Raw genomic sequence first — 20,136 nt, 5'->3', positions numbered from 1 at the left:
CTGCGCCTTGCGCGGCAGCCGGGCGGGACTTCCTTTGCCCGCGCCGGACGCCCGGCCCTTCGTCACGGACCTGATTCACATGCTCCACTTCCTGTTGCGCCGCGGACTGGCCACCGCGCCCGTGCTCCTGATCGTGGCCGTCATCGTCTTCCTGCTGCTGCGCATGACGCCCGGCGACCCGGCAGCGGCCATCGCGGGCGATGCGGCCAATGCGCAGGACATCGCACGCATCCGCGCGCAGCTGGGCCTGGACGCATCGATCGTGACGCAGTTCGTGCACTGGCTCGGCCAGGTGCTGCGCGGCGACCTCGGCTACTCGTTCTTCTACCGGATGCGCGTGACCGACCTGATCGGCCAGCGCCTGGAACCCACGCTCTCGGTGGCGGCGGTGACGGTGGTGCTCACGGTGCTGATCGCCGTGCCGCTGGGCGTGCTCGCGGCCTCGCAGCGCGGCGGCCGGCTCGACCGCTTCATCATGGGCGCCTCGGTGCTCGGCTTCTCGGTGCCGGTGTTCGTGGCCGGCTACGTGATGATCTGGCTGTTCTCGATGCAGCTCGGCTGGCTGCCCTCGCAGGGCTACCAGCGCATCGGCGACGGCATCGGCCCGTGGCTGCGCCACCTGGCGCTGCCCTGCATCACGCTGGCCGTGATGTACGCGGCACTCATTGCGCGGGTCACGCGCGCGGCGGTATCGGAGGCGCTCACCGAAGACTACGTGCGCACCGCGCGCGCCAAGGGCATCTCGGAGTGGCGCATGCTGCTGCGCCACGCGCTGGCCAACGCGGCCGTGCCGATCGCCACCGTCATCGGCCTGAGCGTGGCCGGCCTCATCGGCGGCGTGGTGGTCACCGAAACGATCTACGCGATCCCCGGCCTCGGCCAGCTCACGGTGGACGCCGTGCTCTCGCGCGACTACCCGCTGATCCAGGGCATCACCCTCTTCTTCTCGCTGGTCTACGTGGTGGTCAACCTGCTGGTGGACCTGAGCTACCTGCTGCTCGATCCGCGCATCCGCTACTGACAGCCTTCATCCGACTTTCGAAAGCCTCGCCATGACTTCGATTTCCCTGCGCGACGATGCGCCCACATTGACGGCGGTTCCTCCCGCCGCGCCGCGCGCCCCAACCCGGTCTCTGCTGCGCCGCTTGCTCGCCAACGGCGCCGTGCGCGTCGGCGGTGCCTTGCTGGTCGCGATGCTGGTGCTGGCGGTGGCCGCGCCCTGGCTCTACACCATCGACCCGAACGCGATGGACCCGGCGAACTCGCACCTGCCGCCCGGCACGCGCACCGAGTTCACGACGCTCGCGGGCGACAGCTTCGAGCGCTTCTTCCCGCTGGGCACCGACAGCATGGGCCGCGACCTGTGGAGCCGCACGGCCTACGGGGCGCGCATCTCGTTGTCGGTGGGCGTGGCGGTGGCGCTGGGCTCGGTCGCGTTCGGCCTCGTGGTGGGCATGGTGGCGGGCTACTTCCGGCGGCTCGACGGCGTGATCATGCGGGTGATGGACGGGATGATGGCCATCCCCGGCATCCTGTTCGCGATCGTGCTGGTGGCCGTGTGGCGGCCCAGTCTGCTCACGGTGATCCTGGCCATCGTGGTGCCCGAGACGCCGCGCGTGGCGCGGCTGGTGCGCTCGGTGGTGCTGTCGGTGCGCGAAGAGCCGTATGTGGAAGCGGCCGTCGCGCTCGACACGCCGACCTGGAAGCTGATGCTGCGCCACATCCTGCCCAACACGGTGGCGCCGCTGATCGTGCAGGGCACCTTCATCTGCGCGGCGGCGATGCTGGTGGAGGCGGTGATGTCGTTCCTGGGCATCGGCCTGCCGTCCGACGTGCCGACCTGGGGAAACATCATGTCCGAAGGCCGCACGCACTTCACCTCGCACCCGTCGACCGTGCTGCTGCCCGGCCTCTTCCTGGCGCTCACGGTGCTGGCCGTGAACATGCTCGGCGACGGCCTGCGCGATGCGCTCGATCCCAAGTTCAAACCGCGCGGAGCCTGACCATGACATCCACCCCTTCTTCGGCTTCTGCGACATCGACCGCGCCCTGCCTCGTGGTGCGCGACCTCGCCATCGACCTGCCCGCCGGCGCCGACCGCGCGCATGCGGTGCATGGCATCTCGTTCGACGTGATGCCCGGCCAGGTCGTGTGCCTGCTCGGCGAATCGGGCTCCGGCAAGTCGGTCATCGCGCAGGCCGCGATGGGCCTGCTGCCCGCGTCGCTGCGGCCCTCGGCCGGGCGCATCGAGGTGCAGGGCGAGAACGTGCTCGCAGCCGATGCGAAGCGGCTGCGCGCCCTGCGCGGCGCGCGCATGGCGATGGTGTTCCAGGAGCCGATGACCGCGCTCAACCCGGTGATGCGCTGCGGCGCGCAGGTCGACGAGATCCTGGCCGAGCACACGACGCTGGGCGCCGCCACGCGCCGCGAGCGCGTGCTCGCCATCTTCGAGCGCGTGCGGCTGCCCGAGCCCCAGCGCATCTACGACGCCTACCCGCACCAGCTCTCGGGCGGGCAGCGCCAGCGCATCGTGATCGCCATCGCGCTGATCCTGCGCCCCGCATTGCTGATCTGCGACGAGCCCACCACCGCGCTCGACGTGACCACGCAGGCCGAGATCCTGTCGCTCATCCGCGAGATGCAGCAGGAGAACGGCACGGCCGTGCTGTTCATCACGCACGACTTCGGCGTGGTCGCCGACATCGCCGACCAAGTGGTGGTGTTGCAGCTGGGCCGGCAGGTCGAGAGCGGACCGAAAGACGAGGTGCTGCGCCGACCGAAAGAGGCCTACACGCGCATGCTGCTCGACGCCGTGCCGCGGCTGGCACCGGTGCTGCGCGCGCCGGTCGAGACGAAAGCGCCGCTGCTCGATGCGCGCGGCGTGGGCAAGATCTACCGCTCGGGCAGCTGGCCCGGCAAGCGCCGCACGGTGCATGCGGCGGCCGACGTGTCGCTGAAGCTGCATGCGGGCGAAACGGTCGGCATCGTGGGCGAATCGGGCTCGGGCAAGTCGACCGTGGCGCGTTGCATCGCGCGGCTGATCGAACCGACCGATGGCGACATCCGCGTGCCGGGCATCGAGGGCTCGCGCGGCGCGCAGCGCTCGGCGTTCCGGCGCATGGTGCAGGTCGTGTTTCAGGACCCGAACCGCTCGCTCAACCCGCGCCGCACGGTGGGCCAGTCGATCGTCGAGGGGCCGGTGAATTTCGGCGTGCCGCACGCCAAGGCCTGGCAGCGCGCCGAGGAGCTGATGGCGCTGGTGCGGCTGCAGCCCGAGGTGCTGCACCGCTACCCGAGCGAGTTCTCGGGCGGCCAGCGGCAGCGGCTGTGCATTGCGCGCGCGCTGGCCTGCGAGCCGCGCGTGCTGATCGCCGACGAGGCCGTGTCGGCGCTCGACGTGTCGGTGCAGGACCAGATCCTGAAGCTGCTCGCGGAGATCCAGCAGCGGCTGTCGATCGGCATTCTGTTCATCACGCACGACCTGCGCGTGGCCAGCCAGATCTGCGACCGCCTGATCGTGATGCACCAGGGCCACATCGTCGAGCAAGGCACCGCGCACGACGTGCTGCTGTCGCCGCGCGAGGCCTACACGCGCGCGCTGCTGGCCGCGGCGCCCGGCCAGGGCTATGCGTTCGGAGGCGGCTGAGCGCCGTCGCCTGCCCCCTGTCTTTTCAACCCACCTTCATCCAACCACCCAAAGAAGAAGCGAAGCCATGACAACACCCCTGTACGAACTCAGTGCCATCCAGCTACTCGAACACTACCGTGACTGCGCCTTGTCGCCGGTCGAGGTGACACAGGCCGTGCTCGCGCGCATCGAGCGCTGGGAGCCGCACATCCACGCCACCTACGGCCTGGACGCCGAGGCCGCGCTGGCCTCGGCCCGCGCCTCCGAGGCGCGCTGGGCGCAGGGCAAGCCGCAGGGCGAGCTCGACGGCGTGCCGGTCACGCTGAAGGAAAACATCGCCACGCGCGGCACGCCCACGCCGATCGGCAGCGCGGCCACCGTGCTGGCGCCCGCCGCGGCCGACGCCCCCGCCGCCGCACGCCTGCGCGAAGCGGGCGCGGTGATCGTGACCAAGACGACGATGCCCGACTTCGGCTTCCTCGGCGCGGCGCCGTCGAGCTTCCATGCACTCACGCGCAACCCGTGGGACCTGGGCCGCAACACCGGCGGCTCGAGCTCGGGTGCCGGCGCCGCCGCCGCCGCAGGCTACGGCCCGCTGCACCTGGGCTCCGACATCGGCGGCTCGGTGCGCATTCCGGCCAGCTTCTGCGGCGTGTTCGGCCTGAAGCCCAGCCACGGCCGCATCCCGGTCGACCCGCCCGCCGCGGCGCGCGTGATCGGCCCGATGACGCGCACCGTCGCCGACGCCGCGCTGCTGATGCAAGTGGTGACGCGCCCCGACGCGCGCGACTACATGAGCCTGCCGCCGAACGACCTGGCGTGGCAACGGCTCGAACGCAATGTGAAGGGCCTGCGCATCGGCCTGTGGACCGAGACCACGGGCGGCTGGCCCATCGATGCGGAAGTGAAAGAGGCCGTGCTGGCCGCGGCCCGTTTGTTCGAGCAGGCCGGCGCCATCGTCGAGCCGCTGGCCGACTGGACCACGCTCGACATGCGCATGGGCATGGCCCACTTCTTCACGATGCGCTGCCGCGTCGACCTGGCCGCGATGCCGCCGGAACGCGCGAAGCTCGCGGCCGGCTACATCCATCAGGCGGCGGAATTTGCGGCCTCGCTCACGCCCGAAGACACCTTCCGTGCCTTCACGCGCATGCAGGCGCTGCGCGCGGCCACCGTGGCGGCCACGCAGCCCTTCGACTACGTGCTGTCGCCGGTGTCGCCGGTGCTGCCGTTCGCGGCAGACGCGATCAACAGCGGCTCGGAGAATCCGCTGAAAGACTCACACTTCACGTCGGTGTTCAACCAGTCGGAACAACCGGCCGCGTCGATCAACTGCGGGCACTCAACGAGCGGCCTGCCGATCGGCCTGCAGATCGCGGGGCGTCGCTTCGACGACCTGGGCGTGCTGCAGATGGCGCGCTTCTATGAATCGGTGCGTCCGGCGCAGGCGCGCTGGCCTGAACCGGCCTGAGTCGGGCCGCAGATCAGTCCGGCGCGTTCATCACGCGGTCGAACTCTTCGTCGGCCGGCACGTTGTCGGCATCGAGCTCGCTGGCATCGGTGAGGTCGATGCCCGTTTCGTCCGACAGGTCGTCGGACGCATCGGCTTCGAGTTCATCGAAGTCGTCGGCAGGCGTGCTGTCGTCATCGTCGTCTTCGGACGACGAGGCGGAGCGCGCGGTGGCATCGGCGTGGGGCGTCATGAGAATTCCTCGGCAGATGGGTGAACGGCCCTCTATGGTGCGCCTGTTTTGCCCATTGCGGTGGATCGAGGGGCTGACGTCGGTGTCGGAAAGTTTCCCGTCCCCCGAGGCCGCGAGGCCGCCCGCACGCGTCGTCGTCAGTCCTTGTGGACGTGGCCGTGCTCGCCGTGTCCTTCATCGTGGCCATGCTCATGGCCATGGTCGCCGTGTGCGAGCCGGCTCACGAGCGTGACCAGCAGGATGCCCGCTGCAAGCCACGCGATCTGCGCCGCGGTCTGGCGCGCGGGCAGGCGCTTCTGCAGTTGCGGAATCAGGTCGGCCAGCGCCACGTAGACGAAGCTGCTGCCGGCCAGCACCAGGAAGTACGGCAGCCAGCCATGCAGCTGGTCGACCAGCCACCAGCCCGCGATACCGCCGAGCATGGTCATCGTGCCCGCGAGCGACACCTTCACCAGGGCCGCGCGCGAATTGGCCGAGCTCTGGCGCAGCACGACGAGGTCGCCGATGTGGTGCGGCACTTCGTGCGCGAGCACCGCCAGCGCGGCCACGAGGCCCAGGCGGATGTCGGCGACGAAGGCCGAGGCGATCAGGATGCCGTCGCCGAAGCAGTGCACGCTGTCACCGGTGAGCACGGCCCAGCTGCCGCCGCCCGTGGGGGATGTGTGGTGGTGGGCGTGGCCGTGTAAATGACCGTGGTCGTGGCCGTCGTGATCGTGCGCTTCGCCCTTCGCGGGTGCGACGTCGCCATGGTGGTGCTCGTGCCCGTGGTGCCACAGCTCGGCCTTGTCGAGCAGGAAGAAGAACACCAGCCCGAACAGCAGCACCGCGAACAGCAGCGCGGGCTCGATGCGGCTTTCGAAGGCCTCGGGCAGCAGGTGCATGAAGGCGGTGGCCAGCAGCGCGCCGGCCGCCAGGCTCAGCAGGTGCTGCGGGTTCACGCCGCCGCCGCCGCTGCGCACGCCCACGCGCAACAGCAGGGCCGCAAGCCAGACGCTTCCGATGCCGGCGACCAGGGTCGCCACGAGAATTACTATCAAATTCATAGCTGCTTGCGCAAATGGGACGGCCGTTATGACCTTGTTCCGTTCATAAAAAGAGAAAGGCCGTCACTTCGGACGGCCTTCGGCGGAGGGTGGCTACGGGGCCGCCGTCTTCAGTCAGGCGACACCATTGGCTTTGAACCAGGCCGTGGCACGCTGCCAGCCGTCGTCCGCGGCGCTCTTGACGTAGCTGGAACGGTAGTCGGCGTGCAACGCGTGGCCTGCTTCGGGGTACACGACGAAGCTCGATGCCTTGGCCGCCGGGGTTCCAGTGGCCAGAGCAGCTTTCATCTTATCAACCGTGTCAAGGGGGATGCCCTGGTCTTTTCCGCCGTACAGGCCGAGCACCGGCGCCTGCAGGCTGGCGGCGATGTCGACCGGGTGTTTCGGCTGCAGTTCGCTGGCCTGCCCGACCAGCCGGCCGTACCAGGCCACACCGGCCTTGACCTTGCCCGTGGCGGCGTACAGCCACACGATGCGCCCGCCCCAGCAGAAGCCGGTGATGCCGGCCTTGCTGGCGTCGCCGCCGTTGGCCTTGGCCCAGGCCAGCGCACCATCCAGGTCGGCCATGACCTGCGCGTCGGACACCTTGCTGACGATGTCGGCCTGCAGCTTGGGAATGTCGGTGTAGCCGCGCGGATCGCCCTGGCGCGCATACAGCTCGGGCGCAATGGCCAGGTAGCCGAGCTTGGCGAAGCGGCGGCAGGTGTCGGCGATGTACTCGTGCACGCCGAAGATTTCCTGAATCACCAGCACCACCGGCAGCCCGGTCTTGCCGGCCGGCGCGGCGGCGTAGGCAGGCACCTCGAAGCCGTTGACGGTGTACTTGATGGGGCCGGCCTTCAGGCCGTCGGCCGGGGTCGAGATGGCCGTCTGCGCGGCCACCGGCAGCACGGCGGCGGCGTAGCCGACACCGAGGGCGGCCTTGAGCGCAGTGCGGCGCGTGGCCCCCTGCTCGGTGCTGTCGCCGGGGCGCAGCGAATCGAATTCGGAACGGTTGTCGTCGAAGGAGGTCATGCAAAGGCTCCGGTTGAATCGTCTGACAAGGGGGTGTGGCGTAGAAAAACGCACGCCGCAATGTAGGCGAAATCGGGCCGGGCCGTGTGACCGGGCGGTAAAGCAGCTAGGTGCCGTAGGCCCGCCGTGCCAGCGCCTCGGCCAGCACCTGCGCCGGGTCGACAAGGCGCAGCCCCGCCACCGCGGCCGAGCCCTGCAGGCCCAGCGGCACCTCGGTGCAGCCCATGATGATCGTGACCGGGCCGTGCCGCTCGGCCAGCCGCAGCGCGACCTCGGAGAAGCAGCGTTCGGCCAGCGGCAGGTTGCCGGCCTTCACGCCGTCGAAGATGCCGCGCATGATGGTCTGACGCTCGTCGGCCAGCGGCACATGGCAGCCCAGGCCGGCCTCGGCCAGCGCCTCTTCATACAGCCGCACGCGGTAGGTGCCTTCGGTGGCCATCAGTGCCACCTCGGTCGCGCCTTGCGCGGCCAGTTGCCGCGCGGTTTCGCGCGCCATGTGCAGCAGCTCGACCTGCGGAAAACGTTCCTGCAGGCTCGCATGCCAGGCATGCGCCGTGTTGCAGGCGATGGCCACGGCGCGGCTGCCCAGCGCGGCCAGCCGGCCCAGCGCCTGCAGCATCGGCTCGAGCGGCTGGTGCGCGCCCTGCTCACCCGAGGCCAGCGCGCCGGTGCGATCGGGCACCGGCACCTGCGCCAGCCAGTGTTCGGGAAAGGACTGGTCGCGCACCGGCTCGCCGCGCGCACGCATCTGCTGTGCGCAGGCCTGCACGAAGAGCCGGACGAAGTCGGCGCCCGCCGCGGGGCCCATGCCCCCGAGGATGCCGACGACCTGTGTGGCTGCGACCATGTCTTTTCTCTTTCGCTCTCTCTGTGCGATCAGGTCGCTGGTTTGTCGCTGAAGGCCTTCAGGTTCTCTTTCAGCTGGTCGCTCATCGGCAGGTTCAGCGGCACGTTCTTCGGCGGGATCGGCTGCATGAACCACTTGGTGTAGAGCTTCTCGAACTCGCCGCTCTTCATCATGGCGGTGAAGGTGTCGTCCACCAGCTTCTTGAAGGCCGGGTCGTCCTTGGGCAGCATGCAGGCGTAGGGCTCGACCTGCAGCGACTCGCCCACCACTTCGTAGTCGGCCGGGCTCTTCGAGTTGGCGATGAGGCCGAACAGCAGGATGTCGTCCATGGCGAAGGCCACGGCGCGGTCGCTCTCGACCAGCAGGAACGCGTCGGCGTGGTCCTTGCCGAGCACGATGTCCATGCCGAGGTTCTTCTCGGTGTTGTACTTGCGCATGACCAGCGCGTTGGTGGTGCCGGTGGTGCTGGCCACGGTCTTCTTCGCGAGGTCGGCGTAGTCCTTGATCTTGGAAGACTTCTTCGTCAGCAGGCGCGTGCCCGTGTAGAAGTGGTTGACCGCAAAGGCCACGTCCTTGCCGCGCGCGGTGTTGTTGGTGGTGGAGCCGCACTCCAGGTCGATGGTGCCGTTGGTGATCAGCGGGATGCGGTTCTGCGAGGTGACCGCCATCAGCGAGACCTGCAGGTTGGGCTTGTTCAACTTCTTCTTCACCGCTTCGACCACGGCGTTGGAGAGTTCCACCGAGAACCCGATCGGCTTGTTGGGGCCGTCCAGGTAGCTGAAGGGCACCGACGACTCGCGGTAGGCGAGCGAGATCTTGCCGGACTCGGCGATCTTGGCGAGCGTGTCGGCAGCTTGCGCGGCCGGTGCAGTGAAGAGGACCGCGGCAGCCAGGGACGCCATCAAAACGGAGAGTTTCATTCGAGCCTTCATTCGGTTGGATTGAACAGACAACCAGTGTAAGAAGGAGTGACACATCGGGACAATTCCAATTAACCCCGGGGTCATGCCCAAAGGTTATGGGCTGGGTTCTTTTGGCATTTCCGGGCGAAGCCGGGGGCCCCTACAGTCGCAGGCTGTCTTCTTCACTTCCGGAAAGTTGCCCCCATGCATGTGTGCGTGCTCGGCGCCGGCATCGTGGGCCTGGCGACCGCCTGGCAACTCGAGCGCCAGGGCCACCAGGTCACGGTGATCGACCGCGCGGCGCCCGGCGCGGGCGCGAGCGGCGGCAACGGCGCGCAGCTCAGCTACTCGTACGTGCAGCCGCTGGCCGATCCGTCGATCTGGACGCAGCTGCCCAAGCTGCTGTTCTCCCCTTCCTCGCCGCTGAAGCTGCGCCCGCAGCTCGATCCGCTGCAATGGCGCTGGGGACTGGCTTTCCTGGCCGCGTGCAACGCCTCGACCTCGCGCGACACCACCGCGCAGCTGCTTGCATTGGCGGCCGCGAGCCGCAGCGGCTTCGAAGCGATGCAGGCCGACATCGCGCCCGACTGCGATTTCTCCGCCACGGGCAAGCTGGTGCTCTACGCGAGCGCGGCCTCGCTGGCCGGTGCGCGCGCACAGGTCGAATTGCAGCGCACGCTGGGTAGCGAGCAGCGCGTCGTCACGCCCGACGAGTGCGTGGCCATCGAGCCCGCGCTCGCGGACTACCGCGGCCAGATGGCGGGCGCGGTCCACACGCCGAGCGAGTGCGCGGCCGACTGCCTCAAGGTGTGCGCCGAGCTGATGCGCGCACTGAGCACGCGCGGCGTGCGCTTCATGCTCGGCGCCGACGTGCACGGCTTTGCGCGCAGCGAAGGACGCGTGGCGGCGGTGCAGACGAGCGAAGGCGACATCGAAGCCGATGCCTTCGTGATGGCACTCGGCTCGGCCTCGCACAAGCTCGGTCGTGCGCTCGGTGCCTACCTGCCGGTGTACCCGCTCAAGGGCTACAGCATCACGGTCGATGTCGACCCCGCGCCCGGTGCGGCGCCGCGCGTGAACGTGACCGACAGCGCGCGCAAGGTCGTCTTCGCACGCATCGGCTCGCGCCTGCGCGTGGCCGGCATGGCCGAGCTCGTGGGGCACGACGCGAGCATTCCCGCCACGCGCATCGAGACGCTGGCCGACGCCACGCGCGCGGTGTTCCCGCGCGCCAGCCGGCTCGCCGAACTGCACCCCTGGACCGGCATGCGCCCGGCCACACCGAAGGGCCTGCCGATCATCGGACGGCTGCCGCATGCGCCGTCGAACATGCTGTTCAACACCGGCCACGGCGCGCTGGGTTTCACGCTGGCCTTCGGCTCGGCGCAGCGGATCGCGCAGGCGCTGGACGCGGCCCCGTCGCGCGCCTGAGCTTGCGGCCCAGGCGCCGCCAGCCGATCACCACACCGGTCAGGCTCAGCAGCGCACCGCCCGCGCTCAGCGCGACCAGCAGCAGGTCCCACAGCGGACGGTGCTCGAGCAGCGGCAGCCAGTCCCAGCTGTGCAGCATCGCGAACAGCCAGCGGCTCCAACGACGCGTGCTGTCGCTGCGACCGAGCACGGCGCCGGTCTGCGGATCGACATGGACCCAGGTGGCGTGCGTGTCGGCGAACACCACGCGCCAGACAGGCAACGGCTTCTCGCTGCCGCCGGTCATGGTGTGCGCCTCGCGCGTGTAGTAGTGGCTGTCGTAGGCGGTGAGCACGTCGATGCGCGTGACCGGATCAGGCAGCAGTTGTGCGACGGCGGTGCGCAGCGCCTCCGGGTCGATCTGCTGCGGCTGTGCGCTGGCCGCGTCGCGCACCAGCGGCCGGCCACTGGCGGTGCTGGCCAGCACCAGCGTGTGCCCTGCCGCGCGCGCCCAGCGCAGTTCGCGGATGTCGCCACGCGTGGAAGCCAGCAAGGCAGCGGGCGCCGCATCGCCTGTGTCTACAACGAGCGGCCCGCCCTGCATCGCCGCCATGCGCAACGCCGGCGCGCCGCTGTCGAACACGCGCCAGGGGTTCATCGACATCAGCCCGCTGAAGATCCACGTCAGCGTGACGAGCGCGAACAGCAGGCCGCTGATGTGATGCCAGCGCATCATCGTGCCCTGGTACGGCGAGTGCGAGCCGCTCTTGTAGGTGCGCCGGAAGCGCCAGCGCATCACGCCCACCACCGTGCCCGTGAGCGTGACGGCGATGCCGACGATCGACAGCCAGTTGACGATGTCGGCCCAGTAGCGGTCCAGGCCCGTGCCGCGCAGCGGGTACAGCCAGTGGATCCACGCGCCGGCGTAGTTCCACAGCCGCTCGGCGCGCGGCGCGTCGCGCACGACCTCGCCGGTCTGGCCCGAGATGTACAGCCGCGTGGCCTGCGCATCGACGAGGTCGACCACATGCAGGGGGCGGTGCGCATCGAGCCCGCGCGAATGGGTGAAGGCGTCTTCATCGATGGCGCCTCGGTACCTGAGCACCACGCCCTCGCCCCCATAGGCCTGCGCGCTGACGAGCGCGCGGGCACGGTCGACCTGGCGCAGCACCGCGCCGGTCTGTGCATCGACGACGACCACGCCACGCCCTGGCGGCGACCGGCGCGCGCCGGGCTCTGCAGCACGCGCCGGCACCGCGAGGTACACCGCCTGCCCGCCGCTGGCCACGGCGAGCCGCAGGTCCTGCAAGGGCCCCGCAATGCCGGCCACATCAAGCGCCTGCCGCGGGCCCAGCAAGGGTGCCGACGCATCGAGCGGCGGCAGGTGCTGCAGGCGCTCGGCCTCGGTGAGCTTGGGGTAGCCCACGTACATCATCACCACGCCCGAGACGAACCACATCGCGAAGAAGGCGCAGACGACCACGCCGAGCCAGCGGTGGATCAGGAACAACCAGCGTTTGGCATGCATGTCAGAAGCTCACGCGCAGCGAGACATCGGCCGTGCGCGGCGCGCCGAGGTAGGCAAAGCCGGCACCGACGTTCGCGGCATACACGCGATCGGTCGCATTGCGGATGCGGCCCACCAGCGTGACGGTGCGGTTCACCTGCCAGCTCAGCCCGAGATCGAGCAGCGTGTAGCCCGGCCAGTGCATCGTGTTGGCCGCGTCGGCATACACCTTGCCCACATGCCGCACGCCCGCCGTGGCCTGCAGGCGCGGCGTGAAGGCGTACGACACCCAGAGGTTCGCAACGATCGCCGGCGTGTTGGTCGGCGTGCGGCCCGCGAGCGAAACACCGCCCTGGCGGAACTGGTCGTAGCGCGCATCGACATACGTGAGGTTGCCCTGCAGCGACCACTGCGGCGTCGGCTGCAGCCCGAGTGCCAGCTCCACGCCCTTCGACGACTGTTCGCCGACGAGCACCGTGAGCGTGCTGTTGGCCGGGTCCTGCGTCGCGATGTTGGTGCGGCGGATGCTGTAGGCCGCGAGCGTGGCCGTGCCCTTGCCCTGCCAGAAGTCGAGCTTGGTGCCGACCTCGACCTGCCGACCGGTGGTGAGCTCGCTGTTGTTGCGCACGTCGGCGAACGAGGCGGTCGAGAGCACGCCCGACGGCGGATCGGCCGCCGTCGCGTACTGCGCGTACAGGTTGGCGCCGGGCGCGAAGTCCCACACCAGGCCGATGCGGCCCGTGGTGGGTTGGTAGCCGCGATGGAAGGTGGCCGGGTTCGACGCGTCCACGGTGCGGCGGTTGACCAGGTCGAGGTCGATGCGCTCGTGGCGCAGCGCCGTCACGAGGTGCAATGCCGGCTGCAGCGCGGTGCGGTTCTCCAGGTACAGCGCGGTGGTCCGCACCTTGTTGTCGCGGTCGGGGCGGAAGCCCGGCGTCATGCCCGGCACGTCGAAGAAGCGCTCGGTGGCAAAGGCGTACGGGTTCACCGTGCTCACGGTGCCCGGCAGGCTGTTGGGAAAGCGCGTCTGCCGGTTCACGCTGAAGTCCAGTCCGAAGGACCAGTCGCTCTTCAACCCGCCAAGCTGCCCCTTGTAGATGCCTTCGACGCGGTTGCCCCACACGTCCTGGTCGTGCCGCTGCAGCAAGGCGCCCGAGCGGATGACGGCCGTGTTGCGCGCGTTGTAGCGGTAGTTCTCGACGTTGCGGTAGTCGCGCAGCGCGTCGTAGGCATAGAAGGTGTTCCGGAACTGCAGCGCGTCGCTGGCCTGCCATTCGGTGACCGAGCGCAGCCACTGCACGCGCTGCGCGTAGAGGCCCTCCGCGCTGTTGTAGTTCTTGAAGCGCGTGCCGCGGTCGATGCGCATCTCGCCGCCCGCCGGGTTCAGCACGGGCGTGCCCCAGTAGGGCCGCGTGACATCTTCGTCCTGGTATTCGTAGGCCAGCGTGTGCTTCAGGCCGCCGCCGAAGTCCGACAGCAGCGAGGCCGCGAGCTGCGTCGATTGGTTCTTGGTGCCGTCGGTCGAGCCGTTGGCGTCGCGGTGGTTCACGTCGATGCGCGCGTAGTGGCTGCCCGCGCCGCCATCACCGGCGATGCGGCGGTTCAGGCCGAACGAAGCCTCTTTCAGGTGCTGCGTGCCCAGGCGCAGCTGCGCTTCGGCGAAGTCGCTGCGCTCGGGCGCCTTGGTGATGTAGTTGATCGAGCCGCCCAGCGCGCCCGAACCGAACAGGAAGCTCGACGGGCCGCCGATGGCTTCGACGCGGTCGTAGATCCAGCTGTCGACCGGGCGGGCCGCGATCGAATACTGCAGGTTGATGCCGTTGAACAGCTGCGCGATCGACCCGCTGCCGAAACCCCGGTAGCTCACGCCGACGTTGCCGGGCGCGTCGTGCGCGGTCACGCCAGGCACGGCGCGCAGCGCCTCCTGCGTGTTCTGCGCGCCGCGCGCGTCGAGCACCGCGCGGTTCACCACCGTGACGGACGCGGGCGTTTCGCGCGGCGTGAGGCCCAGGCGGCTCGCGGTGTCGGCGGGCGTGTCGAGGTCGAGCCGGCCGTTGGGGCGCGGGGCGTCGTCGGCCACCTCGATCAGAGGCAGCGAGGGCACAGCGGCCAGGGCTTGAACAGGCGCGCTGACGGCGCCGAACAAGGCGAGCAGCCCCAAAGCGGGGGCACGGGAAAGGGTAGGCATGGCATCTCTCTTGCGGCGGCGCTGGCGCAAAACAAAGGCGCACAACGCCGGCCGCACAACGACCGGGAACGCACCGCGCGGCCCGTTCAGGCGGCGTCAGGTGCAGGAACGACGAAGCTCAGGAGAGATGCGTGGGCGGCGCTCGCGCCGGCGGCGGCGAGGCCGTGGCTGCCGCGAGGCGGGCAGCGGGAATCGATTGCAGCGCGCGGCCCAGCGGCAGCGGCGTGGGCAGCGTCACCTGCACGGCGGCAGGCGGCGGGCCGGAGACCATGCACAGCGGACAGTCCATCGCCGCCATGCCGACTTCGGTCGCGCCGTCGTCGCCCTGCACGATGAGCTTGACAGTGCCCGCAGCGGAACACACCAGCTCCATCGCCTGCGGATTCACGAGCGGCGAGGCGCCCGCAATCAGCAGCGACGCCATGAACCACGCCAGCACCAGACGGTGCATTGCGAAGAAGGTTCGAAGGGCGTGCATGGGCGCGAATTATGGCGTGCCCCGGCGGCGTGCGTCCGTATCGCCGACGGGCGCTGCGGGGCTTTGCCGTGTTCTTTCAGGGGGCCGAGACGAGCTTGAGCCCCACCACGCCCGCGAGGATGAGCCCGATGCACAGCAGCCGCATCGGCGCGGCCGAGTCGCCCAGCACCACGATGCCCACGACCGCGGTGCCCGCCGCGCCGATGCCGGTCCAGACCGCATAGCCCGTGCCCATCGGCAAGGTGCGCATCGAGAACGCGAGCAGCACCACGCTCGACAGGCCGGCAGCCACGGTGAACAACGCCGGCACCAGCCGCGTGAAACCTTCGGACGACTTCATGGCGAAGGCGAAGGCGATTTCCAGCAGCCCCGCGATGCCGAGCCAGACCCAGGCCATGGCGTTCAGGCCCTGGCGGCAGCAGCGGCAGCCGTGGCGGCCGGCGTGGCACGGAAGGTGACGCCGAAGCGGTTGAAGGCGTTCATCAGGCTGATCGCGTAGGTGAGATCGACCAGCTCCTTCTCGCCGAACTCGGCAACGGCAGCTTCGTAGTCGGTGTCGGGAACGCCCGTCTCGGCGACGCGCGTCACGGTTTCCGCCCAGGCGAGCGCCGCGCGTTCGCGTGCACTGAACACGGCGCCCGCGTCGTGCCACACGGGCACCAGCACCAGCTTGTCGACCGCGAGGCCGGCCTTGAGCAGGTCGCGCGAATGCATGTCGATGCAGTAGGCGCAGCCGTTGATCTGCGACACCCGCAGGTAGACGAGATCGACCAGTTCCTTGGGCAGGCCGGTTTTCTGGACGGCGACGTGCACCCCGCCGAAAGCCTTGTAGACCTCGGGCGAAACTTTGGCGTAGTCGATGCGATGGCTCATGAGAAGTCCTTGTGTGTGTGCTGATGGAGAAGGACTCGATCGTCGGCCATCTTGGCTCAGTCAAGAAGAGCCATGAACAGCATTCTGTTCTAGGCCATGATTCCTCGGATCACATCAAGGCCAGGATGCGCTTGCCCAGTTTCTCGGCCGTGGCCCGGGAGTCGATGTTCGTGAAGTTGACGAGCAGCGCCGAGGCGCCCTTGCCGCCCTTCGACCATTCCGACAGCGCCTCCGCGAACAGGCCCGCATCGCGCATGCGCGCCACGAGCTTGCGGTCCGACTGGCGGCCTGCCAGCCGCAGGATCAGGTGCATGCCGCCGGGCAGCGCGTCGATGCGCACATGTTTGCCCAGCACGCTCGCCAGGCCCGCGCTCGTCGCTTCGCGGCGCTCGGCGTAGAGCTTGCGCATGCGCTGGATGTGGCGCGCGAAGTGACCCTCCTGGATGAACGCCGTGACGATGGACTGCGTGAGCTCGGGGCTGCCGCCCGCAAAGGTCTGGAGGATCTGCTCGAAGCGCTCGACCTGCGCCTGCGGCACCACGAGGTAGGCCAGCCGCAGGCTCGGAAAGAGCACCTTGCTGAAGGTGCCCGCATAGAGCACGCGCCCGTCGCGGTCCAGGCTCTTGAGGGCCGGCAGCGGGCGGCTCACGTAGCGGTACTCGCCGTCGTAGTCGTCCTCGACGATCCAGGCGTTGTGGCGCCCGGCCCAGTCCAGCAGCGCCATGCGCCGCTTGAGCGACAGCGACACGCCCAGCGGGCTCTGGTGCGCCGGCGTGACCACGGCCGCGCGCGCACGCGGCGCCGACCGGATGCCTTCAGCCACGACCATGCCCTCCGCGTCCACGGGCACCGGGACGGTCGCAATGTGCATCTGCGCGAACAGCTCGCGCGTGGGCGGGTAGCCCGGGTCTTCGAGCCACACGCGGTCGCCCGCCTTCAGCAACGCCAGGCCGATCAGTTCGATGGAGTGGCGGTAGCCCGAGGTCACGAACACCTGCGACGGCGCGCAGGTGATTCCCCGCGACACCTGCAGGTAGGCGGCGATTTCCGCGCGCAGCGCCGGCTGCCCGTAGACGGAGGGATGCGTCATGTCGAGCGGCTGCATGGCACGCACGCAGCGCGCGCCCAGTCGCGCCCATATCTTTCGGGGGAACTCGTCCAGCGCGGGCAGGCCCATCTGGAACGGAAGGATCGATTGCGGGCGAAAGCCGATCGACGAGGTTGCGGTGTCGGGTGCAGGCGGCGCGACGGTCGCGGGCGTTCGCGGCTTGAGGCCCGGCGTGACGATGGTCCCGGCCTGGCCGCGCGCCTGGATGTAGCCCTCTGCCGCCAGCAGCGAGTAGGCGGCGTCGATGGTGCCGCGCGCCAGGCCCAGTTCCTGGGTCAGCGCGCGCGCCGAGGGAACGCGATCGCCCGGCTTGAGCAAGCCACTGGCGATGGCGCTGCGGAAACGCTCGTAGATCTGCCGGTAGAAGGGCTCGGCCGCCGAAGGGTCCAGCGGTGAGAGGTCGTGGGTCTTGCTGGCGGTCATGGCTGTGGAGGCCCGCTCTGAATGAACGCGCCGTGGTGATGACGCCAGATTATGGCTCACCACCAATCTTCATTCATGGCTCTATGGCCTAGGCCATGTACTTCCTAGACTTCCCATTTCACAAGCACCGAAGTCGCCACCATGAAGATCCTGCATGTCGTCTGCAGCCCCCGCGGGGAAGCCTCCGAGAGCCTTCGGCTCTCTCAACAAATCATCGCGCGGCTCATGGATCAAGCGCCAGCCGCCACGCTGGTGCGCCGCGTGATCGGCGGCAACGCCCTGCCCCACATCGACGCGAACTACGCGCTGACCCAGCACTCGGCCACGGCGGACACCACGCAGGACGGCTCCGTCGCCCGGTCCGACGAACTGATCCGGGAGCTGGAAGATGCCGATGTCGTGGTCATCGGCACGCCGATGCACAACCTGGGCGTGCCCTCCGCGCTGAAGGCGTGGATCGACCACGTCGTCCGGGCGCGCCGCACATTCAACACGGGCGCGGGCGGCAAGGTCGGCACGCTGCGCGACCGCCCGGTGTTCATCGCCATCGCCTCGGGCGGCAGGTTCATGGGAGAACACGCGCGCCAGCCGGATTTCCTGACGCCCTACCTCACTGCCATCCTGGGCATGGTCGGCCTGAAGGACCTGAGTTTCTTTGCCGTGCAAGGCACCGGTCTTGGTGAGCAGGCCGTCGCCGAAGCCCGCACGCAGGCGGACCACGCGCTGCAAGCGCACTTCGCCGCGCGCGTTGGCTAGATCGCTTCCTGGATCGCCTGCTGCATGCAGCGCGTGATGCCCCGCACCGCCACCGAATCGGGCCGACCTGCAAAGCGCAGCGCGCGCACCGGCACGGGAATGTGCGGTTCCAGCGTCAGCACCTCGACCTTGGTGCGGTCGGCCGAGCGCGCCGTGCAGCCGTCGACCAGCGCCACGCCCAGCCCGTGGTGCGCCATGGCCAGTGCCGCGTGATACGTCTGCACCGTGACGACGGCCTGCTGGAAACCCACGCCGGCCTGCCGGCAGGCCTGGCTCAGGCTGGTGCCGACCGGGTCGCGGCCGTCGAGGCCGATCACCGGGCGGTCGATGAGGTCGTGCAGCGCCACCGAGCCGTTGCGCACCAGCGCGCGCGGCAGCATGCCCTTGGGCGCGACGCACACCATGCGGCTGTCGGCCAGCGTTTCCTGCGTGAGCGACGGATGCACCGCGGGGCTGAAGGCAAAGCCCACGTCGGCCTCTTGCAAGAGCAGCGCCGACATGATCTGCGGCGAGTGCAGCGACTCGACCGTGATCGCATAGCCCGGATGCATCTCGCGAAAGGCCTTGAGCGCGCGCGGCAAGATTTCGTAGCTCAGCGCGAGCACGCTGAGGATGCGCAGCTCGCCGGTGTCGTTGCCCGCGCGCAGGTTCGCCGCCAGGCGCTGCACCTCGTCGAGCTGCGCAAACAGCCGCTCGATGTGCGGGTACAGCGTGAGCGCCTCGGTGGTCGGCGTGAGCCGCCCCTTGGTGCGCTGGAACAGCGGAAAGCCCAGCTGCAGCTCGGCGTGCTGCAGCGTGCGGCTCACGGCCGGCTGCGTGATGTTGATGAGCCGCGCAGCCGCGCTCACGCTGCCCGCGAGCATGATCGCGTTGAAGACCTCGATGTGGCGCAGCCGCATGGCCAACAGTCGTCGGGGGCGGTCAGCGAACGGTGGTCTTGCCGGTGGCGATGTCCATCACCATGCGCACGCCCAGATAGAGACGCGGCTCGATCGAATCGATCAGCACGTACTCCGCGTCGGCCGAGTGCGCGCCGAAGCCCTGCAGGCCGAAGCGCTCGATGACCGGCGCCTTGGTCTTGAGCGAGGCAAACGCCGCGTCGGTGCCGCCACCGGCGGCCTTGTCGTCGGCGCCCAGCGGGCGGCCCAGCTCGTCCTTGTAGATCGCCTGCGCATGCTTGGCGAGCGCGCGCGACGCGTCGGTGGCCTCGAGCGGCGGACGGCGGCGTTCGAACTTCAGCTCGACCTTGGCCTCGGGCACCAGCTGCTTCTTCACGCGTTCGTTCACCTGCTGCTCGATGCGGTCGTAGTCGGCCACCTTGAGCACGCGCACATCGGCGCCTGCCGTGGCGCTGGCCGGGATCACGTTGCGGTTGGAGCCCGACTTCGAGATGGTCCAGTTCATCTTCAGGCCCGTGGACGGGTCGGACAGATCGCGCATCTGCAGAATTTGATGCGACAACTCGTACAGCGCGTTCACGCCCAGCTCGGGCGCCGAGCCGGCGTGCGAGGCCTTGCCCGAGACGTTCAGCGTGACCGAGGCGATGCCCGCGGTGGCCAGCGAGAGCTTGTCGTCCTTGATCGACGCGCCTTCGAACGACAGCACCGCGTCGTGCTCTCCGCCGAGCTTGGTGAGCAGCGCGCGCGAACCGGGCGAGCTGATTTCCTCGTCGCCGTTGATCAGCACGGTGAGCGTGCCGTAGTCCTTGAACTTCAGCGTCTGCAGCATCGACACCAGGTGCGTGATGACGGCCACGCCCTGCTTGTCGTCCGAAATGCCCAGGCCGTAGGCCTTGTCGCCGTCGATGCGGAACGGCTGCTTGTTGAGCATGCCGATGGTGTAGACCGTGTCCATGTGCGCGATGAGCATGATCTTCTTCGTGCCCGTGCCCTTGAAGGTGGCGCGCACCACGCGGCCGATTTTCTCGGGCGTGTCTTCCATGCGGTAGGCGTCGGCGCTCGGGTCGATGAGCTCGACCTCGCCGCCCAGCGCCTTGAGCTTGGCGGCGATGAGGTCGGAGATTTTCTCGAGGCCTTCGAGGTCGCGGCTGCCCGACTCGATGGAGACCAGCTCCTTCAGCGTCTCGAGCAGGGCCGGCTTTTCCTTGGCGGCAAGCGCGGCGATGCGGGCATCGGGCGCGGCGGAGGCGGTGCCGAGGAAGGCCGCGCAGACGGCGGCGAGCAGGAAGGTGCGGGGCTGGAGTTTCATGGACGTGCTTCTTCTTTCTGTCGTTTGTCTCGGGGGTCGTGCGAACGT

At 69.2% G+C, this 20,136-nt stretch carries 19 protein-coding genes; 6 read left to right on the top strand and 13 right to left on the bottom strand.

From position 1 onward, the window contains the following. The first annotated feature begins 79 nt into the window (after positions 1-79). The 4 genes from IG196_RS07375 (at position 80) to IG196_RS07360 (ending at position 5,099) form a co-directional block, all read left to right on the top strand. Complete coding sequence (locus tag IG196_RS07375) at positions 80-1,021, top strand: ABC transporter permease (protein ID WP_192195617.1); 942 nt, start codon at positions 80-82, stop codon at positions 1,019-1,021. A gap of 31 nt (positions 1,022-1,052) precedes the next feature. Further along, positions 1,053-2,003, top strand: a complete 951-nt coding sequence (locus IG196_RS07370) for an ABC transporter permease (protein WP_192195616.1) — start codon at positions 1,053-1,055, stop codon at positions 2,001-2,003. Between the two features lie 2 nt (positions 2,004-2,005). Beyond that, positions 2,006-3,646 carry a dipeptide ABC transporter ATP-binding protein gene (locus tag IG196_RS07365; protein WP_192195615.1) on the top strand — a complete coding sequence of 547 codons (1,641 nt, stop codon included), beginning with the start codon at positions 2,006-2,008 and terminating at the stop codon, positions 3,644-3,646. 67 nt (positions 3,647-3,713) lie between these two features. Next, positions 3,714-5,099 (top strand): amidase, encoded by a 1,386-nt coding sequence (locus IG196_RS07360; protein ID WP_192195614.1) that lies wholly within the window; start codon positions 3,714-3,716, stop codon positions 5,097-5,099. 13 nt (positions 5,100-5,112) lie between these two features. Here the strand turns inward: IG196_RS07360 and IG196_RS07355 are convergent, their stop codons facing one another. From IG196_RS07355 to IG196_RS07335, 5 genes are all read right to left on the bottom strand, one after another. Next, positions 5,113-5,331 carry a hypothetical protein gene (locus IG196_RS07355; protein WP_095744272.1) on the bottom strand — a complete coding sequence of 73 codons (219 nt, stop codon included), beginning with the start codon at positions 5,329-5,331 and terminating at the stop codon, positions 5,113-5,115. A 137-nt stretch (positions 5,332-5,468) separates the two neighbouring features. After that, the gene (locus IG196_RS07350) at positions 5,469-6,374 is read right to left on the bottom strand and encodes a ZIP family metal transporter (protein ID WP_192195613.1); all 906 of its coding nucleotides are present in this window, start codon (positions 6,372-6,374) and stop codon (positions 5,469-5,471) included. 114 nt (positions 6,375-6,488) lie between these two features. After that, a complete protein-coding gene (locus IG196_RS07345) occupies positions 6,489-7,388 on the bottom strand; it encodes a dienelactone hydrolase family protein (protein WP_192195612.1) in 900 nt (299 codons plus the stop codon). 106 nt (positions 7,389-7,494) lie between these two features. After that, a complete protein-coding gene (locus IG196_RS07340) occupies positions 7,495-8,235 on the bottom strand; it encodes an aspartate/glutamate racemase family protein (RefSeq protein ID WP_192195611.1) in 741 nt (246 codons plus the stop codon). A 29-nt stretch (positions 8,236-8,264) separates the two neighbouring features. Then, positions 8,265-9,155 carry a transporter substrate-binding domain-containing protein gene (locus IG196_RS07335; protein WP_318646644.1) on the bottom strand — a complete coding sequence of 297 codons (891 nt, stop codon included), beginning with the start codon at positions 9,153-9,155 and terminating at the stop codon, positions 8,265-8,267. Positions 9,156-9,341: 186 nt separating this feature from the next. Here IG196_RS07335 and IG196_RS07330 point away from each other — a divergent pair, with 186 nt between their 5' ends. Next, complete coding sequence (locus tag IG196_RS07330) at positions 9,342-10,568, top strand: D-amino acid dehydrogenase (RefSeq protein WP_192195609.1); 1,227 nt, start codon at positions 9,342-9,344, stop codon at positions 10,566-10,568. On the opposite strand, the gene IG196_RS07325 is transcribed toward IG196_RS07330, so the two are convergent. The 6 genes from IG196_RS07325 to IG196_RS07300 all read right to left on the bottom strand — a co-directional run bounded on the left by IG196_RS07325 (position 10,501) and on the right by IG196_RS07300 (position 17,124). Then, on the bottom strand, positions 10,501-12,075 hold the full coding sequence (locus IG196_RS07325) for a PepSY domain-containing protein (RefSeq protein WP_192195608.1): 1,575 nt from the start codon (positions 12,073-12,075) through the stop codon (positions 10,501-10,503). The genes IG196_RS07330 and IG196_RS07325 overlap by 68 nt on opposite strands. A 1-nt stretch (position 12,076) precedes the next feature. Next, on the bottom strand, positions 12,077-14,242 hold the full coding sequence (locus tag IG196_RS07320) for a TonB-dependent receptor (RefSeq protein ID WP_192195607.1): 2,166 nt from the start codon (positions 14,240-14,242) through the stop codon (positions 12,077-12,079). Positions 14,243-14,360: 118 nt separating this feature from the next. Further along, positions 14,361-14,720, bottom strand: a complete 360-nt coding sequence (locus tag IG196_RS07315; protein ID WP_192195606.1) for a DUF2946 family protein — start codon at positions 14,718-14,720, stop codon at positions 14,361-14,363. A 76-nt stretch (positions 14,721-14,796) separates the two neighbouring features. Further along, on the bottom strand, positions 14,797-15,117 hold the full coding sequence (gene sugE / locus IG196_RS07310; protein WP_192195605.1) for a quaternary ammonium compound efflux SMR transporter SugE: 321 nt from the start codon (positions 15,115-15,117) through the stop codon (positions 14,797-14,799). 5 nt (positions 15,118-15,122) lie between these two features. Continuing rightward, positions 15,123-15,593, bottom strand: coding sequence for a carboxymuconolactone decarboxylase family protein (locus tag IG196_RS07305; RefSeq protein WP_192195604.1), 471 nt, complete (start codon positions 15,591-15,593; stop codon positions 15,123-15,125). A gap of 109 nt (positions 15,594-15,702) precedes the next feature. Next, positions 15,703-17,124 carry a PLP-dependent aminotransferase family protein gene (locus IG196_RS07300; protein ID WP_192195603.1) on the bottom strand — a complete coding sequence of 474 codons (1,422 nt, stop codon included), beginning with the start codon at positions 17,122-17,124 and terminating at the stop codon, positions 15,703-15,705. A gap of 141 nt (positions 17,125-17,265) precedes the next feature. Here IG196_RS07300 and IG196_RS07295 point away from each other — a divergent pair, with 141 nt between their 5' ends. Next, positions 17,266-17,880, top strand: coding sequence for an FMN-dependent NADH-azoreductase (locus IG196_RS07295; protein ID WP_192195602.1), 615 nt, complete (start codon positions 17,266-17,268; stop codon positions 17,878-17,880). On the opposite strand, the gene IG196_RS07290 is transcribed toward IG196_RS07295, so the two are convergent. Beyond that, positions 17,877-18,779, bottom strand: coding sequence for a LysR family transcriptional regulator (locus tag IG196_RS07290; RefSeq protein ID WP_192195601.1), 903 nt, complete (start codon positions 18,777-18,779; stop codon positions 17,877-17,879). The two genes, IG196_RS07295 and IG196_RS07290, sit on opposite strands and share 4 nt — an antisense overlap. Before the next feature lie 22 nt (positions 18,780-18,801). Next, entirely contained in the window at positions 18,802-20,088 is a 1,287-nt protein-coding gene (locus IG196_RS07285; RefSeq protein WP_192195600.1) for a M20/M25/M40 family metallo-hydrolase, read from the bottom strand. Between the last annotated feature and the right edge of the window lie 48 nt (positions 20,089-20,136).

The organism is Variovorax sp. 38R, from assembly GCF_014843395.1.
Taxonomy (GTDB): domain Bacteria; phylum Pseudomonadota; class Gammaproteobacteria; order Burkholderiales; family Burkholderiaceae_C; genus Variovorax; species Variovorax paradoxus_H.
This window is presented reverse-complemented; position numbering and strand designations above follow the sequence as displayed.